Source organism: Nostoc sp. (assembly GCF_036917135.1).
Classification (GTDB): Bacteria; Cyanobacteriota; Cyanobacteriia; order Cyanobacteriales; family Nostocaceae; genus Nostoc.
Genome location: NZ_JBALEA010000081.1, coordinates 1 through 17,118 on the forward strand (window position 1 = coordinate 1; position 17,118 = coordinate 17,118).

Consider the following 17,118-nt stretch of genomic DNA (forward strand, 5'->3'; position numbering starts at 1 on the left):
CCACCAAAAAAAGTCGTAATCAAAGCATTGTCTTGATTGTCATTACTAATTAGCGTTTGCAAGGTAGTCCAATCACTAATATTCAGACTTCTGACGTCAATTTTGTCCTGTCCTCGGACGAAATCAATGACGACATCCTTTTCTTGATAGTATGCCAATTTGAAGACATCATTACCTGCACCGCCTGATAATTGATCATTACCACCTAGCCCAGAAAGGGTATCATTACCGTTTAAGCCTTGAATCGTATCATTTCCAGAAGTGCCGACTAAATTATCGTTCCTGTTTGTTCCTTGAATAGCCATAGTTTTACTGTGCTTTTTTGGGTTTAAAATGTGCAGACAGAATTTGACATATCATGTAATATCTATTACATGATTTTTTTGAACTCAATAATTAATATTAAATATTAATTATTATGTTGTTCTTCACTCTCAATCAATCGGAATTTGGTTTGGTTTTTGAAAAAGACCACGACAAAATACGGGGTTAAACTTCATTCGTCGAACCCATGAAAACTATAAAGCGATCGCCTGCTACTAAATTGATCCTGCTATTGAATTGATGGTATAATGATCCTACTAATTAACTAAATTAAGTATACAGATAATGGAGAAATGAAAATAAATTTCAGTAATTATTTAATACCTGATAATTTTCGGTAATTGACTAAGGTTTAACCGAACATGATATTACTAATATTAAACTTGCCGTTTTCATAAGCAAATCGCCCACACCTGAGTAACAAGTGTGGGCGATTCATTTTACAAAGAATTAACTAAACCACAGCAGATACTTGCTGCTTAAAGAAAGCTTGCAACACTCTCTCTGCTATTTGATCGCTAGTTAAGCCTAGTTCTGTCTTAGATTCATTGGGTTCAGCATGATCTACCAATACATCTGGTACACCGAATCGCTTGACAGGAACTAGTATATCTGCATCTAGTAAAGCTTCTGCGATCGCACTACCAAACCCACCCATCACACAGCCTTCTTCTAAAGTGACAACCCTGCCAATTTTCTTAGCTAAAGGCAAAATCAACTCGGTATCCAAAGGCTTAACGAAACGGGCATTAATTACAGTTGCTTCAATGCCATGTTCGCTGAGAATTTCCGCAGCTTGCATCCCTGGATAAACCATTGTGCCATAAGCGACGATTAACACGTCATCGCCTGTACGCAGAATTTCTCCTTTGCCGATTTCCAAAGGTTCCCAACCTTCTTCCATCAAGGGAACGCCGTAGCCATTGCCACGAGGATAACGCATTGCGATCGGTCCACTGGTATGGTTAACACCAGTTACTATCATGCTTTGCAGTTCTGCTTCGTCTTTGGGTGCCATTATTGCTATGTTGGGAATGCAACGCAGATAGGCAATGTCATACATACCTTGGTGTGTGGGTCCATCAGCACCAACAATTCCTGCCCGATCCAAGCAGAAGAATACTGGCAGATTTTGAATGCAGACATCATGAATGATCTGGTCGTAGGCACGTTGCAAGAAGGTAGAATAAATAACGGCAACGGGGCGCATCCCTTCGGTTGCAAGTCCTGCTGCTAGGGTAATTGCGTGTTGTTCAGCAATGCCAACATCAATATATTGATTGGGTAGTTTTGCTTGGAGTTTATCTAAGCCTGTCCCCGTTGCCATCGCCGCAGTAATGCCGACGATTTTCGGGTTTTGTTCGGCAAGTTTCACTAGAGTATGAGAAAAGACTTTGGCATAAGCTGGGGGTTTAGGTTTGCTAGAAGGAATGGCTTTGCCAGTTGCTACGTTGAAGGGGCTTTGAGCGTGGTAGCCAACTTGATCTAGTTCGGCAATTTCATAGCCTTTGCCTTTAACTGTTGCGACGTGTACCAAGACTGGGCCTGGTATCTGATGTGCCTGTTGGAAGGTGGCAATTAATTCTTCGAGATTATGCCCATCCACTGGTCCAATGTAGGTAAAGCCAAGTTCTTCAAAAACTGCGCCTACCTTGGGAACAGCCAAGCGCTTCATCCCTTCTTTGATGCGTCCGAGTTCGGGAGACAGGGATTCACCCACGAAGGGAATTTGCTTCAACTGTTCCTCAAGATTATCTTTAATAAATTGCACCGGTTGGCTAAGGCGCATTTTGTTGAGATAGCGGGGAATCGCACCGACGTTGCGAGATATAGACATGTCGTTGTCGTTGAGAACAACTAACAGATTAGTTTTCGGCATGTGTCCGGCATGGTTGATGGCTTCTAAAGCCATACCTCCAGTTAGTGCCCCATCGCCAATCACCGCAACGGCTTTAAATTTTTCCCCTTTTAAGTCTCGCGCTAAAGCCATGCCCAATGCGGCTGAAATACTTGTAGAAGCGTGTCCAGCCCCAAAGTGGTCAAATTTGTTTTCACAGCGTTTGAGATAACCTGCAACTCCGTCCTTTTGTCTGAGGGTGTGGAAGCGATCGTAGCGTCCTGTCAGCAGTTTGTGGGGATAAGCCTGGTGTCCTACATCCCAAATCACTTTATCGCGATCTAAGTCCAGTGTTTGGTAAAGCCCTAGTGTTAATTCGACAACACCCAACCCTGGTCCTAAGTGTCCACCATTAACTGCTACTGTTTGGAGATGCTTATCTCGAATCTGACGGGCAATCTGTTGCAGTTGGCGAACAGATAAACCGTGCAACTGATTAGGATGGGTGATTTCGCTCAGATGCATATTATAAGGTTTTCCTCTCTAACTTCGAGTTTCGGTATTTTGATTTTCCCACGGTCGGGTTGTCCACAGAATCAAACTCTTATATTGTTACTAAGTTGTAGTGGAAAGTATAACTTCTTAATTGATAATGGTGAAAAATTTGTGATCCATTCACAATTTGTCAAATAAGGTTGCAATCAGTTAAACTTATAACACATTTGTCAATTAGTGATGCTACTTAAAAATAGTCTGTAGTCCGTATAGAAAAACAAGTTTTGATGAAGCAAGTTGCGGAAGTTTCCTAAGTGAATTACTCACTTTTGCCTTTTAAAGTTAGTACAAAAGAAAGTTAAATATCTCATTTCTAACTATATATCTAGCATAATTACTGGGAAATATTTAACAATAGTTTCTTCTATTCTTCGGTAACAGCAGCTAATTTTGTGAGCGATCGCAAGTAAACAACAAGATCCCCGACAACTTTTACGAAGTCGGGGATCTGCGGGTTAAAATTCTTACAAAATAGAATTTCTATATCTATTCTCTATTTACCAAAAGCATCCTTGATGTTATCAACAGTGCGTTCAACAGCATTTTTGGTTTTATCTACTGCTTTTTGAGTCCGATCGGCATCTTCATTTGCTCTTTTTTGAATTGTCGCCGCATCTCTCTTGGCTTTGCGCTCAACAAAGCTACCATTGTCTGATGCTTGGTCAACTTTATTGGCATTACTCTTAGCAGCTTGCTTAACTTTATCTGCCGCATCTTGGATGAAATTCTTGGCTCGTCCAGCATCTTCACTGGCTTTTTCTTGAACCCGATCGCCTGCGTCTGATGATGCGATCAAGGTTGCAGCCGGATCAGCCATTGCTGAGGTGTTCGAGAAAAATGCGCCTTGCCAAAGGAAAGCGATCGCTAACATACAAAACACTGTTGTAGCCATCCAGCGTTTTACTGTGGAAAGCTGTTTGGTAACATAGTTCAATTTCATAGAATACAATCTCATGTGATTTAGTATACTATTTTTACTTCATTTGGCTGATTAACCATATCGATCCCTAGATAGAAGTTTTTGCGTCATTAGTTATTAAATAAATTCACTATTTTGATAGATTGAAAAAGGGACTGGGGACTAGGGACACTTCGACAAGCTCAGTGCATCGCTGGGGATTAGGAAAACTTGGAAGGGGATTCAGACATCAACCAAGTTTTGTTCGCGCAGCGATGCCTCCGGCGAGCTATGCTTACGCACGAGAGGGGTACTATTCCCAGTCCCACTGAAACAGCTTATTTCAGAGCGTAGAACCATCAAATGCAGTCTTGTAAGCATCAGCAGCTTCTATCCCAAAACCTCCAGCTTGGACATGACGCACTAGCGAGTGAATGATGGGTACAGCAATAGCAATACCAAATAAAGAATTAAAACCTGCAACAACTAGTGGTGACGACAAAATAATTGTAAATTCTGGAAATAAAGCTAACACAGCCACCAATATCAAAAAAACAATTGGTGTAGCAATACCTGCTGCCCTTGCTGCTTCAAAAATTAACTTTTTATACTCTTCAACAGTAATGTCGCCCCGATAAAGATCCAAAGAGTAGGAAATCGCGGTTACTACAACCTGGGTGAGAATAGCTGTTCCCGTTGCAGTAATGCCAAGTTTAGCAATTGTTGCAGAATTGCTGACAATAGAATCTACTGCATTATAAACCCGAATATAAAACTGCTCGCCAACAGTCATTACTTTCGCACCCCGATGGAGATTGTCAGCACCTACTTCCCAAAGGATATTATCAGCAGCATTCGATCCACCTTGGGAACGTGGATTGATGTGGCTACCATGCTTATCCCGAAGAAATTGACGAATTGTATATTCTTTGCCTCCAAGCTTTGATGTGCCAGGAATTTTCTCAAAAAGCTTCATGACATCGGCATCAGAGCGAGGTAAGTCTCCCACCCGAACACCAGCACGATATCTCAGCCTATTTGCAATCTTGGGCATCTCTAGGGCTAATTCGGCAGCTGTCTTTGGTAAATTTTGCAAAGCATCAGCCATAACCATACTAGATGCAGCAACTCCAACAGCAGTTTTTTCAAATGTTTTACTAACATTTTGAATAGTTTGAAAACCTGATTGTGCTGCTATGGTTGACAAACTTTGTAAATCATTAACTGTATGGATACTTGAAGTAGTCATCTCGACAGTAGCGTTTTTGATTCCATCAACTACCTCATCCATCCCGGTTACTAGATTGTTGGCTACTTCTTGAGCTTTATCTTTAACCGTATCTGCAAAATTCTGTGCTTGGTTGATAAAATCCATTTTTTAGTAACCTTTCATTTCTGGTGTGAAGTGTTTGCTCCAGTTTCTCTTTCTAAAACTGATAATCACCTCAGCATTAATAATGAATTTACTTGCGAATTTTTTAAAGAGATAGTAATCGGTTTATATCTTTTGTGTATGTTAATTTAAAAAATATTCTGGAAACGAGATTGCGCGACTCTTAACCTGGAATTTCAACCTCAGAACTCGGAGTTTGAGTGTATAACTTGAAACGTCAAGTTATACACTCAAACTCCGAGCTTCTAAACTCTAATTTTCAATCTTTTAAGCACAATTGCCGGTAGATTTTTTTGACTATTGATGCTATGGGCTGCACTTACCGATATTTACAAAGTCAATTGCGCCTTCATCAATTTTTAGTTTCTACCTTTGAAAGAGTTTAGCCATTCTTGAACTTGCTCTCGTGCAATATCGCGTCCCCCAAGACCAAAGGCTAGGGCAATAGCAACTGCGATCGCACCTAATAAAAGTCCAAAGGCTAAATTCACAATATCACTAGCAACTCCAATCTGTTGCAGTGCCATTGCCGAGACTAAACCAATGATGGCAATCCGCGCCACCTGACCCAAAATCTGGGCTTGGCGATCGCCGGAACTGGTAATGATGTTAAAAGCGAGATTTGCCAGAAATAAGCCAATGGCAAAGATCACCAATCCCGCCAAAATCCGCCCGAATATGATCACAATACCAGACACTAATGCTGTCAGGGCGGGAATATTCAAGATATTCACCGCCGCCACCGTTGCAAACAGCATGATACCCACTAAGGCAACAATGCCTGCAATTTCCGATGGAGTGCGGCTGGGAATATTGGGGGTTGTTGATTCTGTGGAAATTACGATTCGTCTGCTGGGTGTTGTCAGACCCAAAATAGTGAAAATGTTATTAAAGCCTAAATTGGTGAGAATACTTGTCACTAAATCCGCGACAAACCGCCCGATGAAATAGGCCACAATCAAAATTGCTACGGCTGTAAAGATGGCAGGTAGGGCATTGAGAACCTGTTGCAGCATGGCGATCGCAGGTATTGAGATCGCATCAATTCGCAAGGCATTGAGGGCTGCGATCGCTACAGGAATCAAAATCAAAACATAGACAACTGTGCCGAGAATACTCGATAGAGGTTGCACCCCTGCACTTGCAGATAATCCCAACCGACTGCCTAAATGGTCGATACCAGTTGTCGCCAGCAAGTTCGTCACAATCCGCCGTACTACATTAGCGATGAACCAGCCAACTACAGCAATTAAAGCCGCCGCTAAAATGTTCGGCAGAACTAGCAGAACTTGGGTAATTAGAGCTTGTACTGGTTGTAGAGCCTGTCTCAGTCCGAGAGTATCTAAAACTGGGGCGAGAAACAGTAAAAATATAAACCAATACAGAGCATTGCCAATGGTCTCACTTAGAGACAACTGATTGAGGCTAGGTACTGTGTCTTCTGGTTCTGGATTCAAACGCTCATCCAGATTGAATGCCTGCAATGAGCGCACAGTGATAATCTTGACAATGGTTGCCAAAAACCAGGCGGTTGCTAAAAGGATTCCCGCACCAACCAACTTGGGCAAAAAGCCAATAAGTTGATCAAGAAAACTATTCAGGGGTCGAGAGGCTACCTCTAGATCCAATGTCTGTAAAACAGCTACCGCCGTCAACAGAATAATGCTCCAAAAAACTAAGCCGGAGACGATTTTCTCCACCTGGGGAACATCTTGACGACCTGTTACCCCTGCGGCAATGCGGTTATCGATGTTTGTGCGCTTGAGGATTCCTTGGGTTACTGCTGCTGCGATCGCTGCAATTAGCCAACCGACTAACAAAATTGCCACCGCCCCCAGTAGACGGGGCGTAAACAGAATCAACTGTTGAACAATACCTTGCACATCAGCAATTCCTTGATTCACTGCTGGTTGTATCGGTGGCAGGCTGGGCGATGATTGTGCCAAAAATTGCTGCACCGTGGACAAATTAACTCCAATCACCTGGGTTATTCCTTGCCAAGTTGTGTTCATGGTTTTCGGGAATTATGCTTAAGTATTCGCCGCAAACACTGAGTCAGTGTTTTGCCTATCAATTTACCAGTAAACACATACATATATATCAATTCATTGGGCATTCAGTATTGGGCATTGGGCATTAGACATCTCCGAAAAAGATTTAGATACCACAAATTTGCACCCAGACCTAACCCCCTTCCCTCGTAGGGAAGGGGGGTTTTAAAGCCTCTCTCCGTTTCGGGGAGAGGTTTGGAGAGGGGTCTTTTTTCTTTCCTGGAGATGTCTATTGGTTATTAATTCATCTCCCCACTCCCCTAAATTTTGCGTTACTCTAAGTTGCAGCAACAGCACCAAAGATGTGGAATGTCCCAAGTTTTGTCACAATCGATTCAAATTAATGCTACAGCTACGGTGGTGGAGCGCTGTATTAGCGATTTAACTCTCATGCACCGTTGGCTCAATCCCGTCCTCCGTTGCGAACCTGTGGGCGAAGCTTGGAGTACCGATATCGGCAGTAAAAGCCGTTTTATCATTCAAATTCCTTTACTGAAACCCACGTTGAATAGCGTAGTTGTAGAACGACAACCGGGTTTGGTAGTCTGGGAATTTCAGGGATTTTTTCAAGGGCGCGATCGCTGGGAATGTCAACCCACAGAAAAGGGAACACTCTTACTCAACCGTTTTGAGTACGATATCCCTAACCCTCTAGTTAGTTGGGGCTTCAACACCTTTGCCGCATCTTGGACAAAAGAAGATATGCAAGCCCAACTGCGCCGCCTCAAACGAGTCGCAGAAGAACAACTATAATTCGTAATTCGTGATTATCCCCCCACTCCCCACTCCCTACTCCCCACTCCCCAATTCGGTAAGTAACCGCCGAATCATAGATGCATCGTGGGCATCAGGAACTTTTGTTAAATAATTTTGTAAGTCGTCTACGGCTTGGGGGTAGTAACCGAGTTGATAATAGATCAAACCGCGATCGCGCATTTCTAAAGTTAAACCAGGAAACAGCAGCAAAATTCGCTCAATTGCTGCTAGCGTTTTTTCTAACTCTTCCTGTTTCATATAAATAAATTTTAAATTTGTCAGCATCCGTGCCAAAAATTGCCGATTACTGACTACAGCTAAAAATTCTGGTTGCAGCGTCACAGGTTGCTGATAAAGTTGAGAAAGCCGTTCCTCGCAATCTTGGGCAAATATTATTTCACCGCCATTGAAAGCATCCACAAAAATCTCTATATCTGGAACATCTGGGCGAATCAGAAAATGTCCTGGCATCCCCACACCCACCATCGGAAAATCAATCCGTCTAGCAACCTCTAGGTAAACCAGCGCCAAGGTAATGGGAATCCCCAATCGGCGGTCAATTACATTATTCAAAAAGCTGTTGCGAGGATCATAATAGTCAATTTTATTACCAGAAAACTTTAAATCATCGTAGAGATACTGATTAATACTTTGAACTATCCGCAAAGGATATCGTGAAGAAGGCAGGCGTTCTTGTAACTCCCATGCCATTGTATCAAGGGCGTTGAGGTATTCCTCTGGGTCTAGGTTGGGATATTCTTCTAGTGCAATATACAAAGCTGCCTTTGCCAGGTCAATGCGATCGTCAGACTGCTGGATCTCCTGATAAAAATATTGTCGCGCTGACGATAAATTCATAAGCTGTTGCTCGGTGAAAGTGTGAAAATCAAGCCACAGCTACGGCCAAACCAGACATCGCAGCTTGGCTAAAAGCAGTTTTTTGCATCTATCTTTATCTTATGGATATTCAGAAGTTTTGGAAATGTAGTTTGTAGATATGATCCACTGAGCGGCTTGCCTTGACTTGTGCCGAGCGGAGCCGAGGTAGCGCAGTCGAAAGGAGTCGAAGTGTCGAAACTCGCCAACACAGGTATTTTCTTTCTCGGAAATCTCCTATATAGTATACTTTGGGCAATTTTTATATTTTAGATTAATACAAATTACTATTATAATTTTTAGTGAACATCAGTAATAATACTTTTTTTTCAACTTTATTTACCAATAATGTTCATGGTGCTACGATTTAGCTGAAATCAAGTTAATAATAATATACCAGTAGCCTAGTAAATACTGCTTGTCTGTGCGATCGCAACGAAAGGCTAAATCTTCGCCTGCTAGAGGAGATTTTGTTTACAGCGATTTTCAGGTAAATGAACCACAAATAGACCTCTCTCCAAACCTCTCTCCTACGAGGAGAGAGGCTTTGATTTTCTCCCCTTCCCTTGTAGGGAAGGGGCTGGGGGTTAGGTCTTATAATTGTGGTCTAAATACATGAAAACTGCTGTAATTTTGCTTCTAAATTTGTGTGTATTTAGATACAGCGAGGTTAATTAATGAAGACCTATCACGTTTTCCGCGCAACGCTTACACTCTTGACTTGTACTTTGTCAGCTGTAGCCATTTCTACAAATGCCAATGCCTCTACTGTCGTAACATTTGACGATCTAACAAGTAATAACCTTCCAACAGATAATAACCTTCTAGTACCCGATGGCTATGGTGGAATCCAATGGGATAATAATTGGATTTATTACGGTTTTGCTCAAAACCCATACCCTCCTAAGTCAATTCCGAACCGAATCTATGGGAACACTAGCAAATGGGGTGTTAGGCCAACCACCAGCATTCCATTCTACTTTGCATCACCCGTAATATTTGATGGCGGTTATTTTGCTGGATATGATTTCTCTGTTCCAGTAAGCTTTTCACTCTACAATGGAGGAACACTACAGGCAACATCTGCATCACTTACACCTTCTTCTACACCAACTTTTCTGTCATCGGGTTATACAGGACTGGTTGATGAAGTTCGTGTAAATTGGTACAATGCTACTCTAGTGCTGGATAATGTAACATATCACACTGCTGCTGTTCCTGAACCAGCTTCTTTGATTGGCTTGCTTGGTTTGGGTGCTTTTGGTATCACCTCTAAATTCAAGCGCAAGCAAAAGCAGCAAGTTCACTGCTAATAGAATCTTTAATTTATCAAACAAAAGCCAGGTATCAAAATCTAGCTTTTTTCGTGTAAGTGTAAATAGCTAGTAAATTTAGAAACTGGCATCTTTAGCTACAGCGTGTGATAGTTAGGGCGATCGCATCTCAAAAATGAGATTAGGGATCAAGGTCAGGATGAAGACTACAACCACAGCCGCCAAACTCCTTTTTAAGGAATTACTAAGGGAGTTATGTCCCCGTCCGGTGCTAGAGTGAAAGGTGACATTGCTTATTATTATGTCTTCTCCGACCTTATCTGAAATCTAGCTTCACTCATTAGGCGCAGCATGGTCACAACCGCAGAAAAAACAAACATTGGTTACATTACCCAAATCATTGGGCCAGTTGTAGACGTTAAATTTCCCGGCGGGAAATTGCCACAAATCTACAACGCTTTGAAAATCAAAGGCACCAACGAAGCTGGACAGGAAATCAACATCACCGTTGAAGTACAGCAACTGCTGGGCGACAACCAGGTGCGGACTGTGGCGATGAGTTCCACCGAAGGCTTAGTGCGTGGTTTTGAAGTCACCGATACAGGCGCTTCCATCAGCGTACCAGTTGGTAAAGCCACTTTGGGCCGGATTTTCAACGTCCTTGGCGAACCTGTGGACAACAGGGGACCTGTAAACGCTGAGACAACTCTACCCATCCACCGCTCTGCCCCCAAATTCACCGACCTGGAAACCAAACCTTCAGTGTTTGAGACTGGGATTAAAGTTGTTGACCTTCTGACTCCCTATCGACGCGGCGGTAAGATTGGTCTATTCGGCGGTGCTGGTGTTGGTAAGACCGTGATCATGATGGAGTTGATCAACAACATCGCTACTCAGCACGGTGGAGTATCCGTTTTTGCTGGCGTGGGTGAGCGCACCCGTGAAGGCAATGACCTTTACAACGAAATGATCGAATCTGGGGTAATCAATAACGAGAGCCTTAATGATTCCAAAATTGCTCTTGTGTATGGTCAAATGAACGAGCCACCTGGAGCCAGAATGCGGGTTGGTCTGTCAGGATTGACAATGGCAGAATACTTCCGGGACGTGAGCAAGCAGGATGTGCTGTTGTTTATTGACAACATCTTCCGGTTTGTACAAGCAGGTTCGGAAGTATCGGCGCTACTGGGTCGGATGCCATCAGCCGTAGGATATCAGCCGACACTGGGAACCGACGTGGGTGAACTGCAAGAGCGGATTACCTCGACTACAGAGGGTTCCATTACCTCCATTCAAGCAGTGTACGTACCTGCGGATGACCTCACCGACCCCGCACCTGCTACCACCTTCGCCCACTTGGACGGTACAACAGTGCTGTCTCGCGGTTTGGCATCGAAGGGAATTTATCCCGCAGTTGACCCGCTTAATTCCACTTCCACCATGCTTCAGCCTAACATTGTAGGTGACGAACACTACAATACGGCTCGGGCGGTGCAATCAACTCTGCAACGTTATAAAGAACTCCAAGACATTATCGCCATTCTGGGTCTAGATGAATTGTCTGAAGATGACCGTCTCGTTGTAGCACGGGCCCGGAAAGTTGAGCGTTTCTTGTCTCAGCCGTTCTTTGTGGCAGAAGTATTTACCGGTTCTCCTGGTAAGTACGTGAAGTTGGAAGATACCATCAAAGGCTTCCAAAAGATTCTGTCTGGTGAGTTGGATGCTTTGCCAGAACAGGCTTTCTACTTGGTTGGCGATATTAACGAAGCGATCGCCAAAGCTGAAAAAATGAAAGGTTAGTCATTGGTCATTAGTCATTGGTCATTGGTCATTAGTCATTAGTTCAATGGCTAATGGCTAATGGCAAAAGACAACTGACAAAAGACAAAAGACACAGGACAAAAGATAAATGACATTAACCGTTCGTGTAATTTCCCCAGACAAAACAGTATGGGATGCCCCAGCTGAAGAAGTCGTTTTGCCTAGCACTACTGGTCAACTAGGTATCCTAACTGGACACGCACCACTTTTGACCGCCCTAGATATTGGTGTGATGCGAGTTCGCGCCGCCAAAAATCAGAATTGGCAAGCGATCGCTCTTTTGGGTGGTTTTGCCGAAGTCGAAGAAAATGAAGTGACAATTCTGGTTAACGGCGCTGAACGTGGCGACAAAATTAACCTTGATGAAGCTCGTGCTGCTTACAACCAAGCAGAAGCAAGTCTAAATCAAGTTTCAGGAGACGATCGCCAAGCCCAAATCAAGGCAACCCAAGGCTTCAAACGCGCCCGCGCTCGCTTTCAAGCGGCTGGCGGTTTGGTCTAATTTTACCGAAAATTTGGGTCTAAAGCCCGGTCATAAAGGACGGCTTTTTGGTAGAATACTGCCAACAGGCAGGGCATTGTCTGTTGGGCTAGGTGATGTAAGACGGGCTATGCCTGCTGTTGCTGTTTTAATCCAGAATCCCTGAACTTTCAGGTCAGGGAGTATGTCAATTTCTATTTCAACTTTGTAGGTTGGGTAATGTCCAACCTACAACATATTTATTAATTTAAAAAAAAAATTACGTCAAGTTTAAGAAATCAAGGCTTGCCCTGGTGAAGTGTTAACTTAGCTAATTAGTTGCCCAAATGGGCACAAATTATGAAAAGCTTTTCATTTTCCCTTGGTAAGCGTAAACAAAATAAGGTAGCTAATTTTGCAGCATCCATCGTAGCAACCTTAGCGATGGCTGGTAGTATGCATTCTGCCAATGCTACTTCTGTAAACATAACTACTCCCAAAGAAATCACTTCGGCATCAGCCCAGCTAAATCAGACTACACCAAATATTGCCCAGTTACAAACTAGCACGACTCAATATCAAGCTGCTGGAATTGATCCTTTTGTACTAGTTCCCATCGTACTTGTCGGCGGTTTCGTCATATTCATCCCCCTATTCTTTGGCGGATTGGTGGTTATTGGCGAACGTGAAGTTGGCATTGTCGTGAGGAAATTTACCCTTTCCGGGCGCGGACTCCCCGCCGGCAGTTTGATTGCCCTCAACGGCGAAGCTGGCTTGCAGGCAGATACTTTAGCTCCTGGTTGGCACTGGGGCCATTGGCCTTGGCAGTATTCTGTAAAAAAAGAATCGGTAATTGTCGTTCCCCAAGGTGAAATCGCCTTGATTGTGGCGGCAGATGGAGCATCCAACCCACCAGAGCGGATTTTGGGTAAAATTGTGGATTGCGACAACTTCCAAGATGCTCGGAAATTCCTCACCCAAGGCGGGGAAAAAGGGCGGCAAATGGGTTTTCTCACGGCTGGTACATACCGCATGAATACTGCCCTGTTTAAAGTCATCATGGCATCAAATGCCAGCGCTCATGGCATGACTCCAGAACAGTTGCGGGTGTACAGTCTGGCATCTGACAAAGTTGGCATTGTCACTACCTTAGATGGTGTACCAATTTCTGCTGGTGAACTCGCAGGCCCCATAATTGACGAACACGACAACTTCCAAAATGGTCAAAAATTTATTAATGGAGGTGGGCGGCGAGGTTTACAAGAGCAGACTTTGCTTTCTGGTTCTTGGAACTTGAATCCTTGGTTTGTGCAGGTTGAGCAAGTACCGATGACAGAAATTCCCATTGGGTATGTGGGTGTAGTGATTTCTTTCGTGGGTAAGGCACATCAAGATGTCAGTGGTGCAGCTTTTACCCACGGTAATTTGGTGAATCAGGGACATAAGGGTGTATGGGTCGAACCGCTATATCCTGGTAAGCACCCGATTAATTCTCGGATTATGAAGATGGAACTAGTGCCAACGACCAACATTGTCTTAAACTGGTCAGCTCGTACTGAACGCCACAGCTATGATGCTCAATTAGCTTCTTTAACTGTGCGATCGCGTGATGGGTTTGCCTTTGATTTGGAAGTAGCCCAAATTATCCATGTGGGTGCTTTAGATGCCCCGAAGGTAATTTCTCGCGTTGGTGCAATGCAAAATCTGGTAGACCATGTATTAGAACCGACCATCGGTAATTATTTCCGCAACTCAGCCCAAAACTGTACTGTACTAGACTTTCTGACTGCTCGGAGTGAGCGACAAACTGAGGCTGCTGAGTATATTAAAACAGCATTGCGGGCTTATGACGTGCAAGCGATCGACACCCTCATTGGTGATATTCAGCCACCAGCATCACTAATGCAGACACAGACAGATCGGAAAATTGCCGAAGAAGAACGCAAGACTTACGAAGTCCAGCAGATGGCACAAACCCAACGGCAACAACTTGTCCGGGAAACCGCACTGGCTGATATTCAGCAAGAAATGGTGAAATCAGAGCAGAGTGTACATATTGCTGACTTGAAAGCCCAAGCTCAAATTAAGCAGGCGAACGGTGAAGCTGAGGGGACAAAACTCCGGGCAATGGCTGAGGCTGAAGGGATTCGAGCCACAGGTAACGCCAAAGCTGAAACATACAGTGCTGGGGTGGAAGCTTTGGGTTCCCAAGGTTATACAGCAATGCAACTGATGCAAATTATCGGCGATCGCCATGTCCGTTTGATTCCAGATGTCTTAGTTAGCGGTAATGGCAGCAATAACGGCTTAGTGGATGGACTACTATCCATGATTTTATGGAATCAAGCCGGTAAGGGTGAATTGACACCAACGCCTTTGCATCCACAACCAGTAATTACCAAAGCAGAACCAACCGCAGAAAACGGTCTTCCACCGATAGTTGTGAATTTTCCAATGGATAAGCAACATTAGCAACATCAGGTAGGGGCAATTCATGAATTGCCCCTACCTGAAAATAATTCTTTTCGGCTAGGGACTGACAAGAAATAAATTACCCAATCTTGTGGGGTGGGCGTCTCGCCCGCCCTTGTATACGGGCGGGCGAGACGCCATTAGTGTCAACTTAAGGTTAAAACCCATTTGTCAACCATAGGTTTTGTTTGGAACTAAGTATAAATGTGAACTTTTTTATGAGTTTTATACGCAAACTGGGAGTGATGCTGATAAACAAAGCATTAATAATCCCTGAAAAAGTTCGTTTTTTGTCCCTTTCAAACCACATTTTTAAGCATAAATGCTTATTGACGTAGGAAGTTTTAGCTTAACTTGACACTAATGGCGAGACGCCCACCCCACAATAAGTAGTTGAGTATTTTTTTATTTGTCAGTCCCCTATTGTTTCCGTAAGTTCTGTTTTTGTAGAGTGGGTAGGATGCCCACTCTATAACTCTGGTGGAGAAATTTTGCTCTTACAAGAACGTTATCGTTTACTCAAACAGATTGGTAAAGGAAGATTCTGTAAAACCTTCCTGGCTGTAGATGAAGGTGAGTTTCCGCCAATTCCTTGCGTCGTTCAAGAATTATCGCCCGAATCCGAAACATTTAAAACTTTTGAGCAAAAGGCGCAACAGCTAGAGGAATTAGGGAATCATCCCCAAATTCCTACAATGTTCGCTTATTTTCAGGAGAACGGGCATTTTTATTTAGTACAGGAGTTTATTGTAGGCAGTAATTTAGCTCAGGTGGTTGAAGAGGAAGGCGCTTTTAATGAAACTCAGATTTGGCAACTTTTAGAAGATGTGTTGCCAGTTTTGCAGTTTATTAGCGATGCCTGCGGCGGGCTACGCCTACGCCACATCATCCACCGCGACATTAAACCCCACAATATCATCCGTAGATCCCCAATTACCAAAAAGGGGGATTTCGTCATAGTCGATTTTACCACTGCGAAAATCTTCACAGAAATTGATCGGCTAACATCTGAAACCAGTATCGGCAGTCCAGAATACGCTGCACCAGAGCAAACGAAGGGGAAAGCAGTTTTTGCTAGTGACTTATATAGCTTAGGTGTTACTTGCATTTACTTACTTACCCAGATTCCTCCCTTTGATTTATTTGATATTGCTAACGATTGTTGGGTCTGGCAACAATATCTTACTACTAAGGTAAGCGATCGCTTGGCGCAAATTCTCAACAAGCTGCTGCAAAACCCTGTTAACCGCCGCTTTCAATCAGCTAATGAAGTTATGCAAGCAATGGGTATGGAATTTAAAATCCAAAATCCAAAATCCAAAATCCAAAATTCTCCTTGGCGATGCTTGCATACTTTAACTGGGCATTCTGGGACATTGAGTAGTGTGAACGCCCTTGCCATCAGTCCTGACAGTAAGACTTTAGCCTCTGGTGGTGATGACAAAAACATCAAATTGTGGGATTTAAATACTAAAAAAGTCCTAGCTAGCTTATCAGGACATTCCCAAGCTGTAAAATCAGTTAGCTTCAGTCCAAATGGTCAAATTCTGGCAACTGCTAGCGATGATAAAAGTATCAAATTGTGGCAGGTTGAGACATTAAAGGAAATCTGCACCTTATTGGGACACTCCCACGCTGTAAAATCAGTTGCTTTCAGTCCAGATGGGCAGATTCTCGCTAGCGGTAGCTGGGATAAGACAATCAAACTCTGGGATGTAAATACTGGTAGAGAAGTAAATACCATAACTGGACACCAATTGCAAGTAAGCTCAGTGGCATTTAGTCCCGATGGAAAACTTTTAGCCAGCGCTAGTTATGACAGGACAACTCGCCTGTGGCAGATACCAACAAGAGGCAGGGGAGCAGGGAGCAGGCTTGCCGTGAGCGTAGCCGAACGGGGGCAGGGGGATATGAATAGTGCTGAGTTAAAAGACCACTCACAAGGGGCGGAGGACATTCCCACTTTCCCCCTGCCCCCTGCCCCTTTGCCTCCTGTTGAAAACCGCCCATGCTATAGCTTGTTAAGCACCCTTTCGGGTCATGCATGGGCGGTTTTGACAGTCGCTTTTAGTCCTGATGGTCGAATTTTGGCGACGGGTAGTGATGATAACACTATTAAATTGTGGGAGGTAAACACTGGTCAGCTAATTTGCACACTTGTAGGCCATTCTTGGTCTGTGGTGGCTGTGGCTTTTAGTGCCGATGGCGAAACACTCCTAAGTGCAAGTTGCGACAAAACAGTTAAACTTTGGAGGGTAAGCACAGCAGAAGAGATTGTTACTCTCTCTGGTCATGTAGACTCAGTATCTGCTGTTGCTGTGAGCAAAGTTACACAATTAATTGCAAGTGGCAGCCGAGACAAGACTATCAAACTGTGGCAGCTTGTAGAATCTAGCTAATG

Annotated in this window: 11 protein-coding genes and 1 pseudogene; 6 read left to right on the forward strand and 6 right to left on the reverse strand. The window is 43.6% G+C overall.

What is annotated here, in order from left to right:
• From V7K50_RS25715 to V7K50_RS25735, 5 genes are all read right to left on the reverse strand, one after another.
• A partial coding sequence (locus V7K50_RS25715; RefSeq protein ID WP_334965072.1) for a M10 family metallopeptidase C-terminal domain-containing protein occupies positions 1–305 on the reverse strand: 305 nt, incomplete at its 3' end.
• A 473-nt stretch (positions 306–778) separates the two neighbouring features.
• Positions 779–2,686, reverse strand: a complete 1,908-nt coding sequence (dxs, locus tag V7K50_RS25720; protein WP_334965074.1) for a 1-deoxy-D-xylulose-5-phosphate synthase — start codon at positions 2,684–2,686, stop codon at positions 779–781.
• A gap of 523 nt (positions 2,687–3,209) precedes the next feature.
• Positions 3,210–3,656, reverse strand: a complete 447-nt coding sequence (locus tag V7K50_RS25725; protein WP_334965076.1) for a hypothetical protein — start codon at positions 3,654–3,656, stop codon at positions 3,210–3,212.
• Between the two features lie 301 nt (positions 3,657–3,957).
• Positions 3,958–4,989, reverse strand: coding sequence for an HNH endonuclease (locus V7K50_RS25730; RefSeq protein ID WP_334965078.1), 1,032 nt, complete (start codon positions 4,987–4,989; stop codon positions 3,958–3,960).
• A gap of 377 nt (positions 4,990–5,366) precedes the next feature.
• Positions 5,367–7,019: a mechanosensitive ion channel gene (locus tag V7K50_RS25735; RefSeq protein ID WP_334965080.1), complete on the reverse strand. Its 1,653-nt coding sequence runs from the start codon at positions 7,017–7,019 to the stop codon at positions 5,367–5,369.
• A gap of 348 nt (positions 7,020–7,367) precedes the next feature.
• On the opposite strand from V7K50_RS25735, the gene V7K50_RS25740 reads away from it, so the two are divergent.
• Entirely contained in the window at positions 7,368–7,811 is a 444-nt protein-coding gene (locus V7K50_RS25740) for an SRPBCC family protein (protein WP_334803895.1), read from the forward strand.
• Positions 7,812–7,847: 36 nt separating this feature from the next.
• Here the strand turns inward: V7K50_RS25740 and V7K50_RS25745 are convergent, their stop codons facing one another.
• A complete protein-coding gene (locus tag V7K50_RS25745) occupies positions 7,848–8,672 on the reverse strand; it encodes a SirB1 family protein (protein WP_334965082.1) in 825 nt (274 codons plus the stop codon).
• 1,235 nt (positions 8,673–9,907) lie between these two features.
• On the opposite strand from V7K50_RS25745, the pseudogene V7K50_RS30840 reads away from it, so the two are divergent.
• The 5 genes and pseudogenes from V7K50_RS30840 to V7K50_RS25770 form a co-directional block, all read left to right on the forward strand.
• Positions 9,908–10,003, forward strand: a pseudogene (locus V7K50_RS30840) (PEP-CTERM sorting domain-containing protein); the annotation flags it as partial.
• A gap of 312 nt (positions 10,004–10,315) precedes the next feature.
• Positions 10,316–11,764: a F0F1 ATP synthase subunit beta gene (gene atpD, locus V7K50_RS25755; protein WP_334965086.1), complete on the forward strand. Its 1,449-nt coding sequence runs from the start codon at positions 10,316–10,318 to the stop codon at positions 11,762–11,764.
• Between the two features lie 109 nt (positions 11,765–11,873).
• Positions 11,874–12,287: an ATP synthase F1 subunit epsilon gene (gene atpC, locus V7K50_RS25760; protein WP_334965089.1), complete on the forward strand. Its 414-nt coding sequence runs from the start codon at positions 11,874–11,876 to the stop codon at positions 12,285–12,287.
• A gap of 318 nt (positions 12,288–12,605) precedes the next feature.
• A complete protein-coding gene (locus tag V7K50_RS25765) occupies positions 12,606–14,717 on the forward strand; it encodes an SPFH domain-containing protein (RefSeq protein ID WP_334965091.1) in 2,112 nt (703 codons plus the stop codon).
• A 491-nt stretch (positions 14,718–15,208) separates the two neighbouring features.
• Entirely contained in the window at positions 15,209–17,116 is a 1,908-nt protein-coding gene (locus tag V7K50_RS25770; RefSeq protein WP_334965093.1) for a serine/threonine-protein kinase, read from the forward strand.
• The last annotated feature ends 2 nt before the right edge of the window (positions 17,117–17,118 follow it).